Origin of the sequence: Nonomuraea sp. NPDC023979 (assembly GCF_040639085.1) — a bacterium.
GTDB lineage: Bacteria > Actinomycetota > Actinomycetes > Streptosporangiales > Streptosporangiaceae > Nonomuraea > Nonomuraea ceibae.
This window is the reverse complement of the sequence record NZ_JBEZZG010000026.1, coordinates 75,449-93,153: the sequence shown is the minus strand read 5'-3', so window position 1 is coordinate 93,153 and position 17,705 is coordinate 75,449. Positions and strand designations below refer to the sequence as shown.

Genomic DNA, 17,705 nt, shown 5'->3' with positions numbered 1-17,705 from the left:
CCTCACAGTCTCGCGCCCGGCGCCCCGCACGGGAAGAACCCACGCCCCAGCGGGCTCAGCGTCTGACTTTGTCCAGATCGAGGTCGATGTCCACCGGGAAGCCGATGTCGGTGCGCAGGCGGCCGCGGTGGATGCCGGTGGGGACGTACGCCTTGACGGCGGGCTCCAGCTCGAACGTGTAGACGACGGGCCGTTCGTCCTCCAGCTCGACACGCCAGAAGTACGTGATCCCCGCGCTCGAATACTTGCTGGGCTTGGTCGTTCGATCCCTGTCGCGGGACTCCTCCGACACCACCTCGACGATGAGGTGGACGTCCTCAGGCTTGAAGCTGGTCAGGCCGACCCGCTGGGCCGCGGTGTCCTTCACCAGGAGGATGTCCGGCTCGGGACGCTGCCGCAGCCCCAGGGTGACGGTCATCTCGCGGACGACGACCAGATGCTCGGGAGGCGTGAGCTCCCGTTCGAACAACCTGAGCGCGAGCATGTGGAACAACGTCTGGGGGGACATCATGATGAGGGATCCATCGATCAGCTCGACGTGCCTGGGCGCGTCGGGAGGGAGACGGTCGAGCATGTCGGCGGTCCAGCCGCCGGGAGGGCCGGGATAGAACCATTCCGGCAAGGCCGTGCTCATCGATGCGCCTCCTGAACGGTGACCCTCTGATGCAATTATGCCACGATCCGTAGTCGTCAGGAGGGGTCGCGGCGTTCCTGCATGGTCTTGCGGTAGAGGTCGTCGATCTCGTCGAGGGGGTCGGGGGCGGGGCGGCGGGACTCGATCTCCAGGTTGGTGCGCGTGTCGAGGTCGTCGATGCCCGTGGCCGAGTGGTGGACCTGGTCGCTGAGCAGGTCGGCGCGGATGCGGGCGCACATGGCCGTCAGCCTGGCCTGGTGCTGGCGCAACCGGTCGAGCGTGGCGTGGTCGACGTACGGGGAGAGGCGGCGCTGCTGGGCGTACATGCCGAGCTGGCCGTCGTGCACGTCGGCCTGGGCGGTCAGGTCGGCCAGCAGGCGGGGCAGGTCGCCCAGGCCCCAGCCCTGGGCCTGCGCCTGCTCGACGGCCTGGCGGGTGAGCGACACCTCGCGGCGCAGGTCGAGGCGGAGGCGCTCGACCTCGGCGGCGTCGCCGGTGCCCATCGCGTTGACGTGCGTGGTCAGCCGGGTCGTGGCCTGCTTGGCCTTGGTGGCGGCCTTCCTGCCGAGCTTGACCAGGAGGTAGACGCCGACCCCGGCCAGCAGCAGGAGGAACGCCAGGATCACCAGCACGATGAGGACGATTTCGCTGATCGTGGCCACCTCCTGTTGAGTTCTCGCCTTGAGAATAGCCGTGCCGAGGGCACGCACCAACGCACGGACCAACGCGCGGGCGGCCACTCCGGGTTCCCGCCGCCGTTGATCACCTCAGGCCGAGCTCGTCCGGATACGGGGAGAGGAACGTCTGGTCCCGTACGTAGCCGGCGGCCTCGCCCTGGGCGAGGTGGCGCAGCAGGGCCAGCGGCACGCCGAGCGCCACTCTGCCCTCCTGGTAGGAGGCGATGGCCTCGGCCAGGCCGGCGCGGTCGGCCGGGTCGAGGTCGTCGCCGAGCATGCCCAGGCAGTGCTGCAGGACGTTGACGTTGCGCCCGGCCGACGTCCTGGCCGCCATCGCGGTGCGGAAGGCGGCGCCGTACGCGGCGGCGAGCTCCGCACGCGGCCTGGTGCCCGCCTCGGCCACCAGGCGGCCGGTCTCGCGGTAGCCCGTGGGCGAGTGGGCGAGCAGCTGCATCTTGTGCCGCGACTGGAAGGCCACCAGGTCGCGAGGCTGCCAGTCGCCCCGCAGCAGCTCGCGCAGACGGGCGTGCGCGAAGATCCGCTCGGTGAACGCCTCGCGCAGGACGGCGTCGTCGAGCTCGGCCTCGTCCTCGATCACCGCGTCGGCGGCCGGGCGGCGGGCGCTGGACCCGGTGAGGACGTACCCGTCGGCGGCCGGGCCGATCCCGGTCCCGGAGCGGATCGGCAGCCAGTCGACGTACGGCCCCAGGTCGTGGAGGAAGCGGGCGCGGCCGTGGCCGTCGTCGCGCCGTACGGGCTCGCCGAGCAGGCGGCTCGGCACCGCCACCCGTGGCCGGCCCCACGCGCGCTCCCCGGACATGCCCCACGGCTGCCCGCGATCCGCGCCCCCACGCATGACGGACGGTGCCGGGGGAACATGCGTGGCATGCCGTTGTGCCTGGTCACAGGGGCGACCGGCTATATCGGCGGGCGGCTGGCCCCCGAGCTGCTGGCCGCCGGTCATGACGTGCGGTGCATGGTGCGTTCGGCCGGGCGGCTGCGCGACCTGCCGTGGGCGGCGCGTACGGAGGTGGTCGAGGCCGACGCCACGGACGCCGGGCGGACGCGGCGGGCGCTGGACGGGGTGGAGGTCGCGTACTACCTGATCCACACGATGGGGGCGAGCGGCCGGTTCGCCGAGCGGGACCGCCTGGCGGCGCGGACGTTCGCGGCGGCGGCGGCCGAGGCAGGGGTGCGGCGGATCGTCTACCTGGGCGGTCCGGCCGCCGGCGAGGCGCTCTCGCCGCATCTGCGGTCGCGGGCCGAGGTGGGGGAGATCTTCCTGGGGGGCGTGGTGCCGGCGGTGGTCCTGCGCGCCGCGATGATCATCGGGTCGGGGTCGGCGTCGTTCGAGATGCTGCGCTACCTGACCGAGCGGCTGCCGGTGATGACCACACCGCGCTGGGTGCGGAGCCGCACCCAGCCGATCGCGGTACGGGACGTGCTGCGGTATCTGGTCGCGTGGGCGGAGGTGCCGGGGACGGTCAACCGAGGGTTCGACATAGGCGGGCCCGATGTCCTGACTTATGCCGACATGATGCAGGAGTACGCCGCCGTGGCCGGGCTGCCGCCCCGGCTGATCCTCCCGGTGCCGCTGCTCAGCCCCCGGCTGTCGAGCCTCTGGGTGGGGCTCGTCACGCCGGTCCCGGCGAGCATCGCCCGCCCGCTGGTGGAGTCGCTGCGCAACGAGGCCGTGTGCGGCGAGCGCGACATCGCCCGCCACGTGCCCGACCCCGAGGGCGGGCTGGTCGGCTTCCGCCGGGCGGTGTCGCTGGCGCTGATGAAGATCAGGGAGGCCGACGTCGCCACGCGCTGGTCCTCGGCGTCCACGCCCGGCGCGCCCAGCGACCCGCTGCCCACCGACCCCGACTGGGCGGGAGGCAGCCTCTTCGTCGACGACCGCAGCCTGGCCGTGCCGTCGAGCCCGGAGGCGCTGTGGCAGGTGATCGAGGGCATCGGCGGCCGCAACGGCTGGTACTCGCTGCCGGTCGCCTGGAAGCTCAGGGGGCTGGCCGACCGGCTCGTCGGCGGCGTCGGGCTGCGGCGCGGCCGGCGCGATCCGGCGCGGCTGCGGGTGGGCGACACGATCGACTTCTGGCGGGTGGAGGAGGTCCTTCCCGGCCGGCTGCTGCGGCTGCGGGCCGAGATGCGGCTGCCCGGCCTGGCCTGGCTGGAGCTCGGCGTCACCCGCTCCGGCGGCCGGACGGTCTACACCCAGCGGGCGATCTTCCACCCGCACGGGCTGCTCGGCCACCTCTACTGGTGGGCGATCTCGCCCTTCCACGGCCTGATCTTCGGCCGGATGCCGGTCAACGTGGCCGCCGCGGCCCGGCGACGGGAGCGATCCCGGTCCTGAGGCCCGTACCGCTGTGGTGACGGGCCGGGGAGCCCGGCGGCGCGGGTGCGCCGCCGGGCCCGTGTGCGGGCGCGGGCGGGGGCCACGACGAGTCCGCACGTCATCGGACGGTACGGGACGGGCGGCCGCGGGCGGATCAGCCCGGAGGGGGATGACGGGTCAGCCCGGGGGATGATCCGGCAGGACGCTAGCCGGGCTGCCGCCTGCGCCCGGCGCGGTAGCGGCGCACCTTGCCGATCGTCCACCAGGCGGCCAGCGCGAACAGCGCCAGCAGGACGATCACCAGCAGCGGCAGGAAGATCGCGACCAGGCTCATGCCGAGCGCGCCCGTGTCCTCGGCCACGCTCGCCACCGGCGCCCCGGCCCCGGCGGTGCCGGCGTTGACCACGGGCCTGGCCGCCGTCTTGAGGGCGTGCACGGCCAGCGCGACCACGATGCCGAGCAGCCAGGACGCCCACGGGTTCTCGGTCATCCAGGTGGAGCGGTCGAGCTCGGCGGCGGCGCTGGTGGCGCTGAAGACGACGCCGCCGGACGCGGGTCGTACGACGGTCTGGATCAGGTCGTTGACGGTGTCGACGGCGGGCACCTTGTCCAGCACCATCTCCGCCGCCAGCAGCACGGCGATGATCGCCAGGACGCCCCAGTGGGACAGCCACGCGTAGCCGTCGGGCAGCCGCACCCGGTCGGTCAGGTTGGCCAGCACGCCCACGACGAGCAGCGGGATGTAGGCGTTGAGCCCGGCGGCGGTGGACAGGCCGAGCCCGGTCAGTGCGGCGAGCATGCCCCTAGTCTGCCCGGGCGGCCTCGTCCATGAGGCGCCCGAGCCCGTGGGCGGTGAACTCGGCCACGGCGCGCTCGTACTTCTCCATGCCCCACGACCAGAAGTCGAAGTCGATCGTGTCGTTGGCGCCGTCCTGGATGGAGGCCCACAGGGTCCAGCCGTACTTGGCCATCAGGCCGAGCAGCCGGGCACGGGCGATCTTGTGGCGCAGGCGGCGGCCGTAGTAGGCGGTGACGAGCTCGTCGAGCTGGTCGAGCGACAGGTCCGACTCGCTCCACACGTTGCCCAGCTCGAAGCAGGCGTCGTTGTTGCCGGCGTACTCGTAGTCGATGAGCCACAGCCGCCGGCCGTCGTCGATGATGTTGCCCGGCAACAGGTCGTTGTTACACGGAACGGTGCCTTCTGCCCTTATTTCCAGACATTTACGGAGTTGCTCCACAACGGGCATGAACTCCAGGTACCGGTCCGGCAGCCGGAAGCCCCGCTCCCGCACGATCGCCAGATAGCGCCGCTGCACGTCGAACATGTCGAAGTCGCGCACGAACCGGGGCCCCGCGTGCAGCCGCTGGCACGCCTCGGCCACCCGCGGCAGGTTGGCCGAGTCGCGCACGTCGTCCTGTGTGAACGTGCGCCCCGGGATGAACCCCACCACCAGCACCCCCTCGCCCGGCAGGTAGGCGTGCACCGGCGCGCCCACGCCCGCCCGCGCGGCGGCGATCGAGGAGGCGTGCTCGGCGTCGCGGTCGATGGCCAGCAGCGACCCGTCGCTGGCCCACACCCGCACCACGTACGCCCCGCCGGGGGTGGTGACCTTGTAGTTGTGGTTGGTCAGGCCGCCGGGCAGCTCCTCCACGGAGCGCGGCACGCCTGCCAGCAGGGGGATGCGGTCGAGGATCTCGAGCACGGCCATGGTCGATGCTAGCTCCGCCCCGCTAAACGGTCTAGACCTTTTACGGCCCGCCGGTTAGCCTCGCGGGCATGAGCGACTCGGCGCGCATCGTGATCATCGGGGGCGGCGTCGGCGGCGCCTCCGTCGCCTACCACCTCACCAAGCTCGGCGAGCGGGACGTCGTCCTGCTGGAGCGCGACGAGCTCACCAGCGGCTCGACCTTCCACTCGGCGGGCCTGGTCGGCCAGCTCCGCGCCGATCCGACGCTCACCCGGATGAACCAGTACTCCGTCGAGCTCTACCGCACCCTCGACGCCGGATGGACGGAGTGCGGCGGCATCAAGCTCGCCTCCACCCCGGAGCGGATGGCCGAGATCCGCCGCCAGATCGGCTGGGCCCGCACGTTCGGCCTGCCGCTGGAGGAGATCTCCGTCGCCGAGGCGGCCGAGCTGTTCCCGCTGATGAGCACCGAGGGCGTCGTCGGCGCCGCCTACCTGCCGACCGACGGCCAGATCGACCCGTCACGGCTGTGCTACGCGCTGGCGGCCGGGGCCAGGGAGGGCGGCGCGCGGATCCGTACCAAGGTCCGGGTCCTCGGCCTGGACGTCGAGCGCGGCCGGGTCACGCGGGTGCGCACCGACCAGGGCGACATCGACTGCGAGGTGGTCGTCAACTGCGGCGGCATGTTCGCCGCCGAGATCGGCCGGATGGCCGGGGTGCGGGTCCCGATCGTGCCGATGTCGCACCAGTACGTGGTCACCGACGGCTTCCACGAGCACGCCGGGCTGCCCACGCTGCGCGACCCCGACCTGCTCGTCTACTACCGGCAGGAGGTCGGCGGGCTCGTCATGGGCGGCTACGAGCGCACCTGCGCGCCGTGGACGGCGGGGGAGTCGTCCTACGACGCGATCCCGGCCGGCTTCAACGGGCGGCTGCTGGCGGAGGACTGGCCGAGGTTCGAGGAGATCTCGGAGAACTCCCGCGTCCGCGTGCCCGCGATGGCCGACGTCGGCATCCGCAAGCTCATCAACGGCCCGGAGGCGTTCACCCCGGACAACGAGTTCTGCCTGGGCGAGACCGAGGTCGGCGGCTTCTACGTGGCCGCCGGGTTCTGCGCCCACGGCATCGCCGGCGCGGGCGGCATCGGCAGGGTGATGGCCGAGTGGATCGTCGACGGCGAGCCCGGCATGGACGTCTGGCACATGGACGTCCGCCGCTTCGGCGCCCACTACCGCTCCCCGTCCTACACGCTGGCCCGCGCGGTGGAGAACTACGAGACCTACTACGACATCCGCTACCCCGGCGACGAGCGCGCGGCGGGCCGCCCGCTGCGCACCTCGCCCGCCTACGGCTGGCACGCCGCCCACGGCGCGGTCTTCGGCGAGAAGGCCGGCTGGGAGCGGGTCAACTACTACACGTCCAACGAGCCCGCGGGCGACGGCGTCCGGCCGCACGGCTGGGCGGGCCGCAACTGGTCGCCCGCCGTCGCCGCCGAGCACCACGCCACCCGCACCACGGCCGGGCTGTTCGACGAGAGCTCGTTCGCCAAGATCGAGGTCACCGGCCCCGGCGCCGCGTCGCTGCTCGAATGGGTGTGCGCCAACCGCGTCGCCCGCCAGGTGGGCGACGTCACCTACACCCAGGCGCTCAACCGGCGCGGCGGCATCGAGTGCGACTTCACCGTCACCCGGCGCGGCGAGCGGGAGTTCCTCGTCGTCACCGGCACCGCGTTCGGCTCCCACGACCTCGGCTGGCTGCGCAAGCAGGCCCGGCTGCGCGGCGCCGACGTCCGGATCGCCGACGTGACCGGCAGCCGCGCCTGCTTCGCGCTGTGGGGGCCGCGCGCCCGCGACATCCTCGCCACGCTCACGCCCGATCCGCTGGACTTCCCGTTCATGACCGCGCGCGAGCTGACCGTGGGCGACGTGCCGGTGCTGGCGCTGCGGGTGACGTTCGTCGGCGAGTTCGGCTGGGAGCTCTACTGCTCCACCGAGTACGGGCTCGGGCTGTGGCGGACGCTGTGGCGGGCGGGCGAGCCGTACGGGCTGGTGGCGGGCGGCTACCGGGCCATCGACAGCCTGCGCCTGGAGAAGGGCTACCGGGTGTGGGGCGCCGACATCGGGCCCGAGACCACGCCGTACGAGGCCGGGCTGGGCTTCTGCGTCAAGCTCGACAAGGAGTTCCTCGGCCGCGACGCGCTCGACCCCGACCCGCCGCGCCGGCTGCGCCGCCTGGCGCTCGCCGACCCGCGCGCCGTGGCGCTCGGCAACGAGCCGGTCCGCCTCGACGGCCGCGTCGTGGCCCGGGTGACCTCCGGCGGCTACGGCCACACCGCCGGGCAGTCGATCGCCTACGCCTACCTGGAGAAGGACGCGGACGACGCCTCCGGGGTGGAGGTCGAGGTGGAGGGCGCCTGGGTGCCCGCGACCGTCGTCACGTGACGCCGCTGCGCACCGAGATCCGCACCCGGTCGGGCCTGAACAGGTCACGGGCGTGCTCGACCGGGGCGCCGTCGGCCGCGTAGGCGGTCCGCTCGACGCGCATCAGCGGCGCCCCCGGCTCGATGCCCAGCTCGGCCGCCTCGGCGGGTCCGGCGATGACCGGGTCCAGGTGCTCCAGCGCGGTGCGGGGCGCCAGGCCGTACCCGTCGGCCAGCAGCGCGTACAGCGACCCGGTCAGGTCCTGAGCGAGGAAGCCGGGCAGGGCGGGGAAGAAGGAGCGTTCGAGCGCCAGAGGCGAGCGCCCGGCCGAGCGCACCCGCGCCACCTCGTGCACCGGCGAGCCGGGCTCGACGCGCAGCGCGGCGGCCACGGCGGCGGGAGCGGGCACGGTGGCGGCCGTCAGGATGCGCGCCTCGGCCCGCAGGTGCGCGCGCCGCACCTGCTCGGTGAACCCGGCCAGGCCGGTCAGGTCGCGTTCGATGCGCGGCTCGGCGACGAACGCGCCGCCGGTCCGGCCCGGCACCCTGACCAGCACCCCGTCGCGCTCCAGCGTGGCCAGCGCCTGGCGCAGCGTCATCCGGCTCACGCCGAGCCGGCCCGCCAGCTCGCGCTCGCCGGGCAGCCTGTCGCCCGGCGCCATGTCGCCGCCGGCGATCGAGTCGAGCAGCCAGCGCTCGATCTGCACGTGCGCGGGAACCCCGGTGCCGCGTTCCAACTCGGGAGGATTCCCGACCATTCGGGCATCGTAGCCGGTCACCGGGACAGCCCGGCCAACCGCTCCACCGCCTCCGCGAACTCGTACACCATCGCGTAGACCACCTCGCGGGCCGGCCGCACCCGGTCGAGCCGGCCGACGAAGGAGGCGGCCGGCTCCGATCCCGCCGTGCTCCACGGTGCCGACCAGGGCCGCCACCGGCACGCCCGCCTCCCGCGCCCGCGCCACGCCGCCCGGCGCGGCCGGGCCGATCCAGCCGGGCACGAGCACGTCCACCGCGTACGGCCGGCCGCGCACCTGCCGGTCGATCCAGGCCGGCTCGGCGTCGAGCCGCTCGGGGGTGTACGCGATCGCGCCCAGCACGCCGAACCCGCCCGCGTTGGTGACCGCGGCCACCACGTCACGGCAGTGGCTGAAGGCGAACAGCGGGAACCCGATGCCCAGAAGCCGGGTGATGGCGGAGGTTCGGTCCAGGGTCAGTCGACCGCCAGCGCCACCGCTGGATCGTGCCAACCGTGCTCCGGGTCGTAACGCCGCACCAGCCGCGCCGGCACCCCCGCCACCACGCTGTGGTCGGGGAACTCGCCGCGCACCACCGCACCGCCCGCCACCACGCACTGGCGGCCCAGCCGGGTGCCCGGCAGGATGATCGCCCCCGCGCCCAGCCACGAGCCCGAGCCGATCGACACCGGGCTGTTGCGCGGCCACTGCCTGCCGATCGGCACGTCCGGGTCGTCGTAGACGTGGTTCTGGTCCGTGACGTACACGTACGGGCCGGTGAAGACGTCGTCGCCGATGTCGATCGACTGGTGGGCCACGATGTGCGTGCCCCGCCCGATCGAGCAGGACCCGCCGATCCGCAGGATCGAGCCGGGCCCCAGATCCACGCCCGGCCACATGCCGCACGAGATCGACACCCGCTCGCCGATCAGCGTGTGGTCGCCGATCTCGATCCAGCGCTCCCCGAAGATCGCGCCCGGCGGGAAGGCGATCTTCGCGCCGTCGCCCAGACGGCGGAACCCGTGACCCGCGGGCGTCTCGGGAGTGATGGCACCCGCGTCGCGGATCGCGGCGTAGGCCCGGTGGATCAGCGTGCCGAACGCCCGCCGTACAAGTGACATAGGGACCAAAGTTACCGCTAGGTCATCCTGTTCGGGCATGTCGGGGGCGTTGTTTGATATCCTGAGAGCCCGTGGACACATCGGCCACACCTCGAGCCACGGGAGCCTCCTTGCGCAGCGCATCGCAAACCAAGCATCTGTTCGTCACCGGCGGTGTCGCCTCCAGTCTCGGCAAGGGCCTCACCGCCTCCAGCCTGGGCCGTCTGCTCAAGGGCCGCGGGCTCCGGGTCACCATGCAGAAGCTCGACCCGTACCTCAACGTCGACCCCGGCACCATGAACCCGTTCCAGCACGGCGAGGTCTTCGTCACCGACGACGGCGCCGAGACCGACCTCGACGTCGGCCACTACGAGCGCTTCCTCGACACCGACCTGCACGGCTCGGCCAACGTCACCACCGGCCAGGTCTACTCCAACGTCATCGCCAAGGAGCGGCGCGGCGAATACCTCGGCGACACCGTCCAGGTCATCCCGCACATCACCAACGAGATCAAGGACCGCATCCGGGGCATGGCCGGCCCCGACGTCGACGTGGTCATCACCGAGGTGGGCGGCACCGTCGGCGACATCGAGTCGCTGCCGTTTCTGGAGGCCGTCCGCCAGATCCGCCACGAGGTCGGCCGCGACAACGTGTTCTTCCTGCACGTGTCGCTGCTGCCCTACATCGGCCCGTCCGGCGAGCTCAAGACCAAGCCGACCCAGCACAGCGTCGCCGCGCTGCGCAGCATCGGCATCCAGCCCGACGCGATCGTGCTGCGCTCCGACCGGCCCGTGCAGACCGCCATCAAGCGCAAGATCAGCCTCATGTGCGACGTCGACGAGGACGCCGTCGTCAGCGCCGTCGACGCCGCCTCCATCTACGACATCCCCAAGGTGCTGCACTCCGAGGGCCTCGACGCGTACGTGGTGCGCCGCCTCGGCCTGCCCTTCCGCGACGTCGACTGGAAGGAGTGGGAGCAGCTCCTGCGCCGCGTGCACCGCCCGGCCAAGGAGGTCACGATCGCGCTCGTCGGCAAGTACATCGACCTGCCCGACGCCTACCTGTCGGTCACCGAGGCGCTGCGCGCCGGCGGTTTCGCCTGCGACGCCCGCGTCAACATCCGCTGGGTCAAGAGCGACGACTGCGAGACCCCCGAAGGCGCCGAGCGCGAGCTCGACGGCGCCGACGGCGTGCTGATCCCCGGCGGGTTCGGCGTGCGCGGCATCGAAGGAAAGATCGGCGCCATCCGCCACGCCCGCGAGAACAAGGTCCCGCTGCTCGGCATCTGCCTCGGCATGCAGGGCATGGTCATCGAGGCCGCCCGCAACATGGCCGGCATCACCGACGCCAACTCCGCCGAGTTCGACCCCGACACCAAGCACCCGGTCATCTCCACCATGGCCGACCAGGAGGACGTCGTCGCCGGCGAGCGCGACATGGGCGGCACCATGCGCCTGGGCAGCTACACCGCCAAGCTCGGCGAGGGCACGCTGGCCCGCCAGCTCTACGGCGGCCGGGCCAAGGCCGACGAGCGCCACCGCCACAGGTACGAGGTCAACAACGCCTACCGCGACAAGCTGGAGAGCGTCGGCCTGGTCTTCTCCGGCCTGTCGCCCGACGGCCGCCTGGTCGAGTACACCGAGCTGCCCGCCGACACGCACCCGTTCTTCATCGGCACCCAGGCTCACCCCGAGTTCCGCTCCCGGCCCACCCGCGCCAACCCGATGTTCAAGGGCCTCGTCAACGCGGCGCTCGCCTACGCCGACAGCCGCGTGAGCGCGAAGGCGGCCAAGTGAGGATCCAGGACACGCCCGAGCGCTGGGACGTTCTCGAAACCAGGAAGCGCTTCTCGGGACACGTCATCGAGGTCGTCACCGACACCGTCCGGATGCCCGGCGACGACCACGCCGACCGCGACTACGTCGTCCACCCGGGCTCCGTCGCGGTCCTCGCCCTGGACGAGCAGAACCGCGTCCTGCTCCTGCGCCAGTACCGCCACCCGACCCGCCACCTGCTCTGGGAGCTGCCCGCCGGGATCCGCGACGTGCCCGGCGAACCCCTGGTCGAAGGGGCCGCCCGCGAGCTCGCCGAGGAGGCCGGCTACCGGGCCGCCACCTGGCACACGCTCGTCGACCTCTACTCCTCGCCCGGCATGTCCGACGAGCGCATCCGCGTCTTCCTCGCCCGCGACCTCACCAAGATCCCGGACGAGGAGAACGGGTTCGTGCACCGTCACGAGGAGATCGGCATGCCGGTCGAATGGGTGCCCCTCGCCGACGCCGTCGAGAAGGCCCTGATGGGAATGATCCACAATTCCCCGGCCGTGGCCGGTATCCTCGCCGCATACACGGCTTCGGTCGAGGGGTTCGGCCTGTTGCGCCCCGCCGACGCGCCCGAGGCCTGACGACCGGAAGGACCATCGTGGAGGCGGTGCTCTCCAGCTACCTCGCCCATTTGGCGGTGGAGCGGGGCCTGGCTGCCAACACGCTCGCCTCCTACCGTCGCGACCTGCGCCGCTACCTGGAACACCTGCGCGCCCGCGGCCTCCTCCGCCTCGACGAGGTGGGGGAGGCCGACGTGCGCGCCTTCCTCGCCGCCCTGCGCGAGGGCGACGGCGACCACCCGGCGCTCGTGGCCAGCTCGGCCGCGCGCGCCGTCTCCGCCGTGCGCGGCCTGCACCGCTTCGCCCTGCGCGAAGGCGTCACCGCCCACGACCCTGCCGACCAGGTACGGCCGCCGCGCCAGCTCCGCCGCCTGCCCAAGGCCATCGCCGTCGACGAGGTCGAACGCCTCATCGCCGCCTCAGGCCCCGACGGCGCCCCCCTCACCCTGCGCAACCGCGCCCTGCTCGAAGTCCTGTACGGCACCGGCGCCCGCATCTCCGAAGCCGTCGGCCTGGCCGTCGACGACCTGGAGGACGACCAGGTACGGTTGCGCGGCAAGGGCGGCCGCACCCGGATCGTCCCCCTCGGCCGCTACGCCCGCGCCGCCCTCGACGCCTACGTCGTGCGCGCCAGACCCGGCCTGCTCGCCCACGGCCGCGGCACCCCCGCCGTGTTCCTCAACGCCAGAGGCGGCCGGCTGACCCGCCAGGGCGCCTGGGAGGTGCTCCAGGCCGCCGCCGTGCGCGCCGGCCTCGCCGGGATCTCGCCCCACGTGCTGCGCCACTCCTTCGCCACCCACCTGCTCGACGGCGGCGCCGACGTCCGGGTCGTCCAGGAACTGCTCGGCCACGCCTCCGTCACCACCACCCAGGTCTACACACTCGTCACCGTCGACAAACTTCGCGAGGTCTACGCGGCGGCGCATCCACGGGCCCGCCAGTGATCTATAGTCTTTTGGGTCGTGCGGCACATCGGCGTGCCGCCTTGCCGCGTTAAGTGGTGACGCCATAGTGTCCGTCCGGACGGTCCGGTTCGGGATCGTCAGGGAGGTTCGAGCTGGTGACTGTGAAGACCAACGGTTCGGCCCCGGGGACCCCCGACAACCCCTGGGGAGACACGAAGACCAACGCGCCCTCCACGGGCGTCAACCTGGGCCCGACCCAGCGCCCCCGGCCGGTGTTCCCCGAGCCCGCGCCGCGCGACGTCCACGGCCCGGCCCGCGTGGTCGCCATGGTCAACCAGAAGGGCGGGGTCGGCAAGACCACCACCACCATCAACCTCGGCGCCGCCCTCGTCGAATACGGCCTCAAGGTGCTGCTCGTCGACTTCGACCCGCAGGGCGCCCTGTCCGTCGGCCTCGGCATCAACCCGCTCCAGCTCGACCTCACGGTCTACAACCTGCTGATGGAGCGCAACGTCACCGCCGAGGACGTGCTGCTGGAGACCGGCGTCGAGGGCCTCGACCTGCTGCCCAGCAACATCGACCTGTCCGCGGCCGAGGTCCAGCTCGTCACCGAGGTCGCCCGCGAGCAGGTGCTCGGCCGCGTCATCAAGCCGCTGCTGCCGCACTACGACGTCTGCCTCATCGACTGCCAGCCGTCGCTCGGCCTGCTCACCATCAACGCGCTCACCTGCGCCCAGGGCGTCATGGTGCCGCTGGAGTGCGAGTTCTTCGCGCTGCGCGGCGTCGCCCTGCTCATGGACACCATCACCAAGGTCCAGGAGCGGCTCAACGAGGACCTCGAGATCGAGGGCCTGCTCGCCACCATGTACGACGCCCGTACCCTCCACGGCCGTGAGGTGCTCGCCCGCGTCGTCGAGGCGTTCGGCGACAAGGTGTTCCACACCGTGATCAACCGTACGGTGCGCTTCCCCGACGCCACCGTCGCCGGCGAGCCCATCACCACCTTCGACCCCTCGTCCCTGGGCGCCAACGCCTACCGTGAGCTGGCGCGCGAGGTGCTCTCGCGCTGGCCCGCGGCTGCGACAATGGCCAGGTGACCGAGCAGCAGCAGGGATTCCAGGTCCACCTGGACGTCTTCGAAGGCCCCTTCGATCTGCTCCTCGGCCTGATCGCCAAGCACAAGCTCGACATCACCGAGGTCTCGCTGTCCCAGGTGACCGACGAGTTCATCGCCTACATCCGGTCCCGCGGCCCCGAATGGGACCTCGACCAGACCAGCCACTTCCTGCTCGTCGCCGCCACGCTGCTCGACCTGAAAGCCGCCCGGCTGCTGCCCTCCGGCGAGGTCGAGGACGAGGAGGACCTCGCCCTGCTGGAGGCCCGCGACCTGCTGTTCGCCCGCCTCCTGCAGTACAAGGCGTACAAGGAGGTGGCCAAGGTCTTCGCCGGGCGCATGGCCGACGAGGCGCTCCGCTTCCCCCGCACCGTCCCCCTGGAGCCCCAGTTCGCCAACCTGCTGCCCGAGCTCATCCTCGGCATCGGGCCCGAACAGCTCGCCCGCATCGCCGCCAAGGCTTTCACCCCGAAGCTGCCGCCCACCGTCAGCGTCGGCCACATCTACCAACCACTCGCCAGCGTCCGCGAACAAGCCGCTATCCTGGTCGAGCGGCTGCGCCGCATGCGCAGAGCCACCTTCAGGGCCCTGGTCGCCGACTGCGAGGGCACCTTCGAGGTCATCGCCCGCTTCCTCGCCGTCCTGGAGCTCTTCCGGGAGTCGGCGGTCACCTTCGACCAGCTCGAACCGCTCGGCGACCTGCACGTCACCTGGACGGGCGCCGACGACGGCGACGTCTCGGTGGGGGACGACTACGAGGAGAGCGCGGAGAAAGCAGCAGATGACTGACCACCCCCAGGCCCCCCGCGGCGCCGACCGCATCCCCGCCTGGATGACCCTCCCCGGCGCCCTGACCGACCCCCAACCGGAGCCTCCAGACGCCGGCACGGCGAGCAACGAGACGGCGGAGCCGGGCGCGGCGGTCTCCCCGGACGAGGTGGCCGACCTTCTTCCGGCGGCGGACGGCGTGCCGCCCCTTCCCGGCGCCGGTGCGGCGGGCAGCGGGACGGCGGAGCCCGGCGCGACGCGTACGGTGGGGGAGGCGGCTCAGGGGTCCGGGGAAGGGCCTGGGCTCAAGGCGGCGCTGGAGGCCATCCTGCTCGTCGTCGACGAGCCGGTGGCCGAGGTGACGCTGGCGCAGGTGCTGGAGAGGCCCACGCACGAGGTGGCGGCGGCGCTGCGGGAGCTGGCCGAGGAATACACTGCCGCCGGGCGGGGTTTCGATCTGAGAGAGGTCGCGGGCGGCTGGCGTTACTACACGCGCGCCGACTGCGCCGGGCTGGTCGAGCGGTTCGTACGCGACGGCCAGCAGACGCGGCTGACCCAGGCCGCGCTGGAGACTCTCGCGGTCGTGGCCTACCGGCAACCGGTGAGCCGCGCCCGTGTCGCCGCCGTACGCGGCGTCAACAGCGACGGCGTCATGCGGACGCTCGTCGCGAGAGGGCTGGTCGAAGAGGCCGGCACCGACCCGGAGAGCCAAGCGGTGCTCTACCGGACAAGCTCATACTTCCTTGAACGTCTGGGACTGCGGGACATCAGCGAGCTCCCCGAGCTCGCGCCCTTCCTCCCCGACGACGTGGAAAACCTCGAGGAGACGACAAAGTGATCAACAGGCGAAGCACCCCGTCCGGTGAGGGACGCGGTCGAGGACGCGCGGGCGGCTCCGGCCGCGGCGGGCGTCCCGCCTTCCGCTCGGACGACAGCCGCGGCGGACGCCGCGACGACTTCCGTGGCGGTTCCCATCGAGATGGTGAACGCGGCGGCCCCCGCCGCGACGACACCCGCGGCGACGCGCGCCGCGACGACTTCCGCGCCTCCCGCCGAGGCGAGCGCGGCGGCTTCCGCGACGACCGCGGCGGCCGTGACGACCGCGCCGGTTCGCGCGGCGGCGGCTTCCAGGACCGCTCCGGTTCGCGGAGCGGCGGCGGCTATCAGGACCGCGCGGGTTCGCGCGGCGGCGGGTTCCAGGACCGCGCGGGTTCGCGCGGTGGTGGGTTCCGGGACGGTTCCCGTGGCGGGGACTCCCGGGGCCGTGACGACCGGGCCGGCTACCAGGGGGACCAGCGCGCCGGGGCCCCGAGCGGGCGCGGTGACCGTGACAGGTTCCGCGACGGTGAGGGTTTCCGCGGCGACCGGCGCGGGTCCCGCGACGAGCGTGGCGGGTCCCGTGACGAGCGCGGCGGGTTCCGTGATGATCGGGGCGGGTTCCGTTCGGAGGGCCGGGGCACGGCTGAGCGCGGGTTCAGGGACGAGAGCGCCCGTGACGGGCTGCGCGCCGACCGCGGCGGCTCCCGCGCCCGCTACGGCCGCCCCGCCACCCGAGACGCCCGCGAGCGTACGGGCTTCGGCGGCGGCGACCGGAACGAAGGCCGCGACCGCTTCGAGAGCCGTGACCGCTCTGAGGGCCGTGACAGGTTCGAGAGCCGTGACCGTGCCGAGGGCCGTGACAGGTTCGAGAGCCGTGACCGTGCCGAGGGCCGTGACCGCTACCAGGGTGGCGACCGCCACCAGGGCGGCGACCGGTATGCCGGGCGTGACCGGTACGAAGGGCGTGAGGGCGCCGGGCGGGGCTCCGGGGAGACCCGTGGGCCGCGCGAGGAGCGTGGCGGGTTCCGGGCCGATCGGAGCGGGCGAAGGGACGACGCGGCGCGCGGCGGATCGCGGGGCCGGTTCGGCCGGCGTGACGACTCCGGGCGCGGCGGGCGTACCTCCGGGCGTGACGGCGTGCAGACCATCGGCGGCGCGCGCCGCGACGGCGGGAGGCGCGACGGCGGGTTCGGCGGCCCAGGCGGTCCCGGCGGCTCAGGCGGTGGCCGGGGCGAGGGCGGGCCGGCGCGCGACCGGTTCAAGACGGCGCGGCAGCCTATGCGCGACCGTGACTTCTTCCCCGACGGCTACACCGACGAGCGTGACACCACCGAAGTGCCGGACGGCGTGCGGCTGCAGAAGGTGCTCGCCCAGGCGGGCGTGGCCAGCCGCAGGGCCTGCGAGGAGATGATCGGCGACGGCCGGGTCACCGTGAACGGCCAGGTGGTGCGCAGGTTCGGGGCCAAGGTGGACCCGGCCACACAGGTGATCCACGTCGACGGCAAGCGCATCCCGACGGCCCCCGACCTGGTCTACTACGCGCTGAACAAGCCGATCGGCGTCGTGTCGACGATGGACGACCCGCAGGGCCGGCCGTGCCTGGCCGACTTCGTGGAGGAGCTGGCGCCGAGGCTGTTCCACGTGGGCAGGCTCGACACCGAGACCGAGGGCCTGCTGCTGCTCACGAACGACGGCGAGCTGGCCAACCGGCTGACGCATCCCAGCTACGGGGTGCAGAAGAAGTACTGGGCGAAGGTGCCCGGGCCGATCCCGCGTGACCTGGGCCGCAGGCTCAAGCAGGGGATCGAGCTGGAGGACGGCCTGGCCAGGGCCGACAGTTTCGCGATCGTGCAGGAGCACGGCCAGCAGGCGCTGGTCGAGGTGGTGCTGCACGAGGGCCGCAAGCACGTGGTGCGCCGCATGCTGGAGGAGGCGGGCCACCGGGTGATCGATCTGGCGCGGATCGAGTTCGGGCCGGTCAAGCTGGGGCGTACGAAGCCGGGCACCGTCAGGGCGCTGTCCCTGAAGGAGGTCGGCGAGCTTTACGCGGCCGTGAAGCTGTAATCTGGCCGCGACGCAGGAGCCCGTGCGACCCTCCGCACGGGCTCTCCCGCTTATCGAAG

Annotated in this window: 16 protein-coding genes; 9 read left to right on the top strand and 7 right to left on the bottom strand. The window is 72.7% G+C overall.

Annotated elements, in window-relative coordinates; all coding sequences use genetic code 11:
* Nucleotides 1-55: 55 nt before the first annotated feature.
* The 3 genes from AB0G11_RS34675 to AB0G11_RS34665 all read right to left on the bottom strand — a co-directional run bounded on the left by AB0G11_RS34675 (nt 56) and on the right by AB0G11_RS34665 (nt 2,131).
* Complete coding sequence (locus AB0G11_RS34675) at nt 56-634, bottom strand: Uma2 family endonuclease (RefSeq protein ID WP_219502586.1); 579 nt, start codon at nt 632-634, stop codon at nt 56-58.
* A 56-nt stretch (nt 635-690) separates the two neighbouring features.
* Entirely contained in the window at nt 691-1,296 is a 606-nt protein-coding gene (locus AB0G11_RS34670) for a hypothetical protein (RefSeq protein ID WP_219502589.1), read from the bottom strand.
* A 100-nt stretch (nt 1,297-1,396) separates the two neighbouring features.
* Nucleotides 1,397-2,131, bottom strand: a complete 735-nt coding sequence (locus AB0G11_RS34665) for a DUF1722 domain-containing protein (protein WP_357590935.1) — start codon at nt 2,129-2,131, stop codon at nt 1,397-1,399.
* Between the two features lie 66 nt (nt 2,132-2,197).
* On the opposite strand from AB0G11_RS34665, the gene AB0G11_RS34660 reads away from it, so the two are divergent.
* Nucleotides 2,198-3,667: an SDR family oxidoreductase gene (locus AB0G11_RS34660; RefSeq protein ID WP_357590933.1), complete on the top strand. Its 1,470-nt coding sequence runs from the start codon at nt 2,198-2,200 to the stop codon at nt 3,665-3,667.
* A 187-nt stretch (nt 3,668-3,854) separates the two neighbouring features.
* Here the strand turns inward: AB0G11_RS34660 and AB0G11_RS34655 are convergent, their stop codons facing one another.
* Both AB0G11_RS34655 and AB0G11_RS34650 read right to left on the bottom strand, forming a co-directional pair.
* Nucleotides 3,855-4,448 carry a DUF4126 domain-containing protein gene (locus AB0G11_RS34655; RefSeq protein ID WP_219502597.1) on the bottom strand — a complete coding sequence of 198 codons (594 nt, stop codon included), beginning with the start codon at nt 4,446-4,448 and terminating at the stop codon, nt 3,855-3,857.
* Nucleotides 4,449-4,452: 4 nt separating this feature from the next.
* A complete protein-coding gene (locus AB0G11_RS34650) occupies nt 4,453-5,358 on the bottom strand; it encodes a choline/ethanolamine kinase family protein (protein ID WP_357590931.1) in 906 nt (301 codons plus the stop codon).
* A gap of 68 nt (nt 5,359-5,426) precedes the next feature.
* Here AB0G11_RS34650 and AB0G11_RS34645 point away from each other — a divergent pair, with 68 nt between their 5' ends.
* Nucleotides 5,427-7,778, top strand: a complete 2,352-nt coding sequence (locus AB0G11_RS34645; protein WP_357590929.1) for an FAD-dependent oxidoreductase — start codon at nt 5,427-5,429, stop codon at nt 7,776-7,778.
* On the opposite strand, the gene AB0G11_RS34640 is transcribed toward AB0G11_RS34645, so the two are convergent.
* Together AB0G11_RS34640 and AB0G11_RS34635 are read right to left on the bottom strand one after the other, a co-directional pair.
* Nucleotides 7,771-9,006, bottom strand: a complete 1,236-nt coding sequence (locus tag AB0G11_RS34640; RefSeq protein ID WP_357590927.1) for a UTRA domain-containing protein — start codon at nt 9,004-9,006, stop codon at nt 7,771-7,773. The two genes, AB0G11_RS34645 and AB0G11_RS34640, sit on opposite strands and share 8 nt — an antisense overlap.
* Nucleotides 8,970-9,614, bottom strand: a complete 645-nt coding sequence (locus tag AB0G11_RS34635; protein WP_357590926.1) for an acyltransferase — start codon at nt 9,612-9,614, stop codon at nt 8,970-8,972. Before AB0G11_RS34635 ends, AB0G11_RS34640 begins: the two co-directional genes overlap by 37 nt.
* Nucleotides 9,615-9,724: 110 nt before the next feature.
* Here AB0G11_RS34635 and AB0G11_RS34630 point away from each other — a divergent pair, with 110 nt between their 5' ends.
* The 7 genes from AB0G11_RS34630 (at nt 9,725) to AB0G11_RS34600 (ending at nt 17,646) form a co-directional block, all read left to right on the top strand.
* A complete protein-coding gene (locus tag AB0G11_RS34630) occupies nt 9,725-11,389 on the top strand; it encodes a CTP synthase (protein ID WP_219502607.1) in 1,665 nt (554 codons plus the stop codon).
* Entirely contained in the window at nt 11,386-11,997 is a 612-nt protein-coding gene (locus AB0G11_RS34625) for an NUDIX hydrolase (protein WP_219502612.1), read from the top strand. Before AB0G11_RS34630 ends, AB0G11_RS34625 begins: the two co-directional genes overlap by 4 nt.
* 17 nt (nt 11,998-12,014) lie before the next feature.
* Nucleotides 12,015-12,920, top strand: a complete 906-nt coding sequence (locus AB0G11_RS34620) for a site-specific tyrosine recombinase XerD (protein WP_219502615.1) — start codon at nt 12,015-12,017, stop codon at nt 12,918-12,920.
* A 116-nt stretch (nt 12,921-13,036) separates the two neighbouring features.
* The gene (locus AB0G11_RS34615; protein ID WP_219502618.1) at nt 13,037-13,978 is read left to right on the top strand and encodes a ParA family protein; all 942 of its coding nucleotides are present in this window, start codon (nt 13,037-13,039) and stop codon (nt 13,976-13,978) included.
* Nucleotides 13,975-14,784 (top strand): segregation/condensation protein A, encoded by an 810-nt coding sequence (locus tag AB0G11_RS34610; RefSeq protein WP_219502620.1) that lies wholly within the window; start codon nt 13,975-13,977, stop codon nt 14,782-14,784. The genes AB0G11_RS34615 and AB0G11_RS34610 overlap by 4 nt, the downstream gene beginning before the upstream one ends.
* Before the next feature lie 244 nt (nt 14,785-15,028).
* Nucleotides 15,029-15,601 (top strand): SMC-Scp complex subunit ScpB, encoded by a 573-nt coding sequence (scpB, locus tag AB0G11_RS34605; RefSeq protein WP_219502713.1) that lies wholly within the window; start codon nt 15,029-15,031, stop codon nt 15,599-15,601.
* The gene (locus AB0G11_RS34600; protein WP_357590924.1) at nt 15,598-17,646 is read left to right on the top strand and encodes a pseudouridine synthase; all 2,049 of its coding nucleotides are present in this window, start codon (nt 15,598-15,600) and stop codon (nt 17,644-17,646) included. Before scpB ends, AB0G11_RS34600 begins: the two co-directional genes overlap by 4 nt.
* The last annotated feature ends 59 nt before the right edge of the window (nt 17,647-17,705 follow it).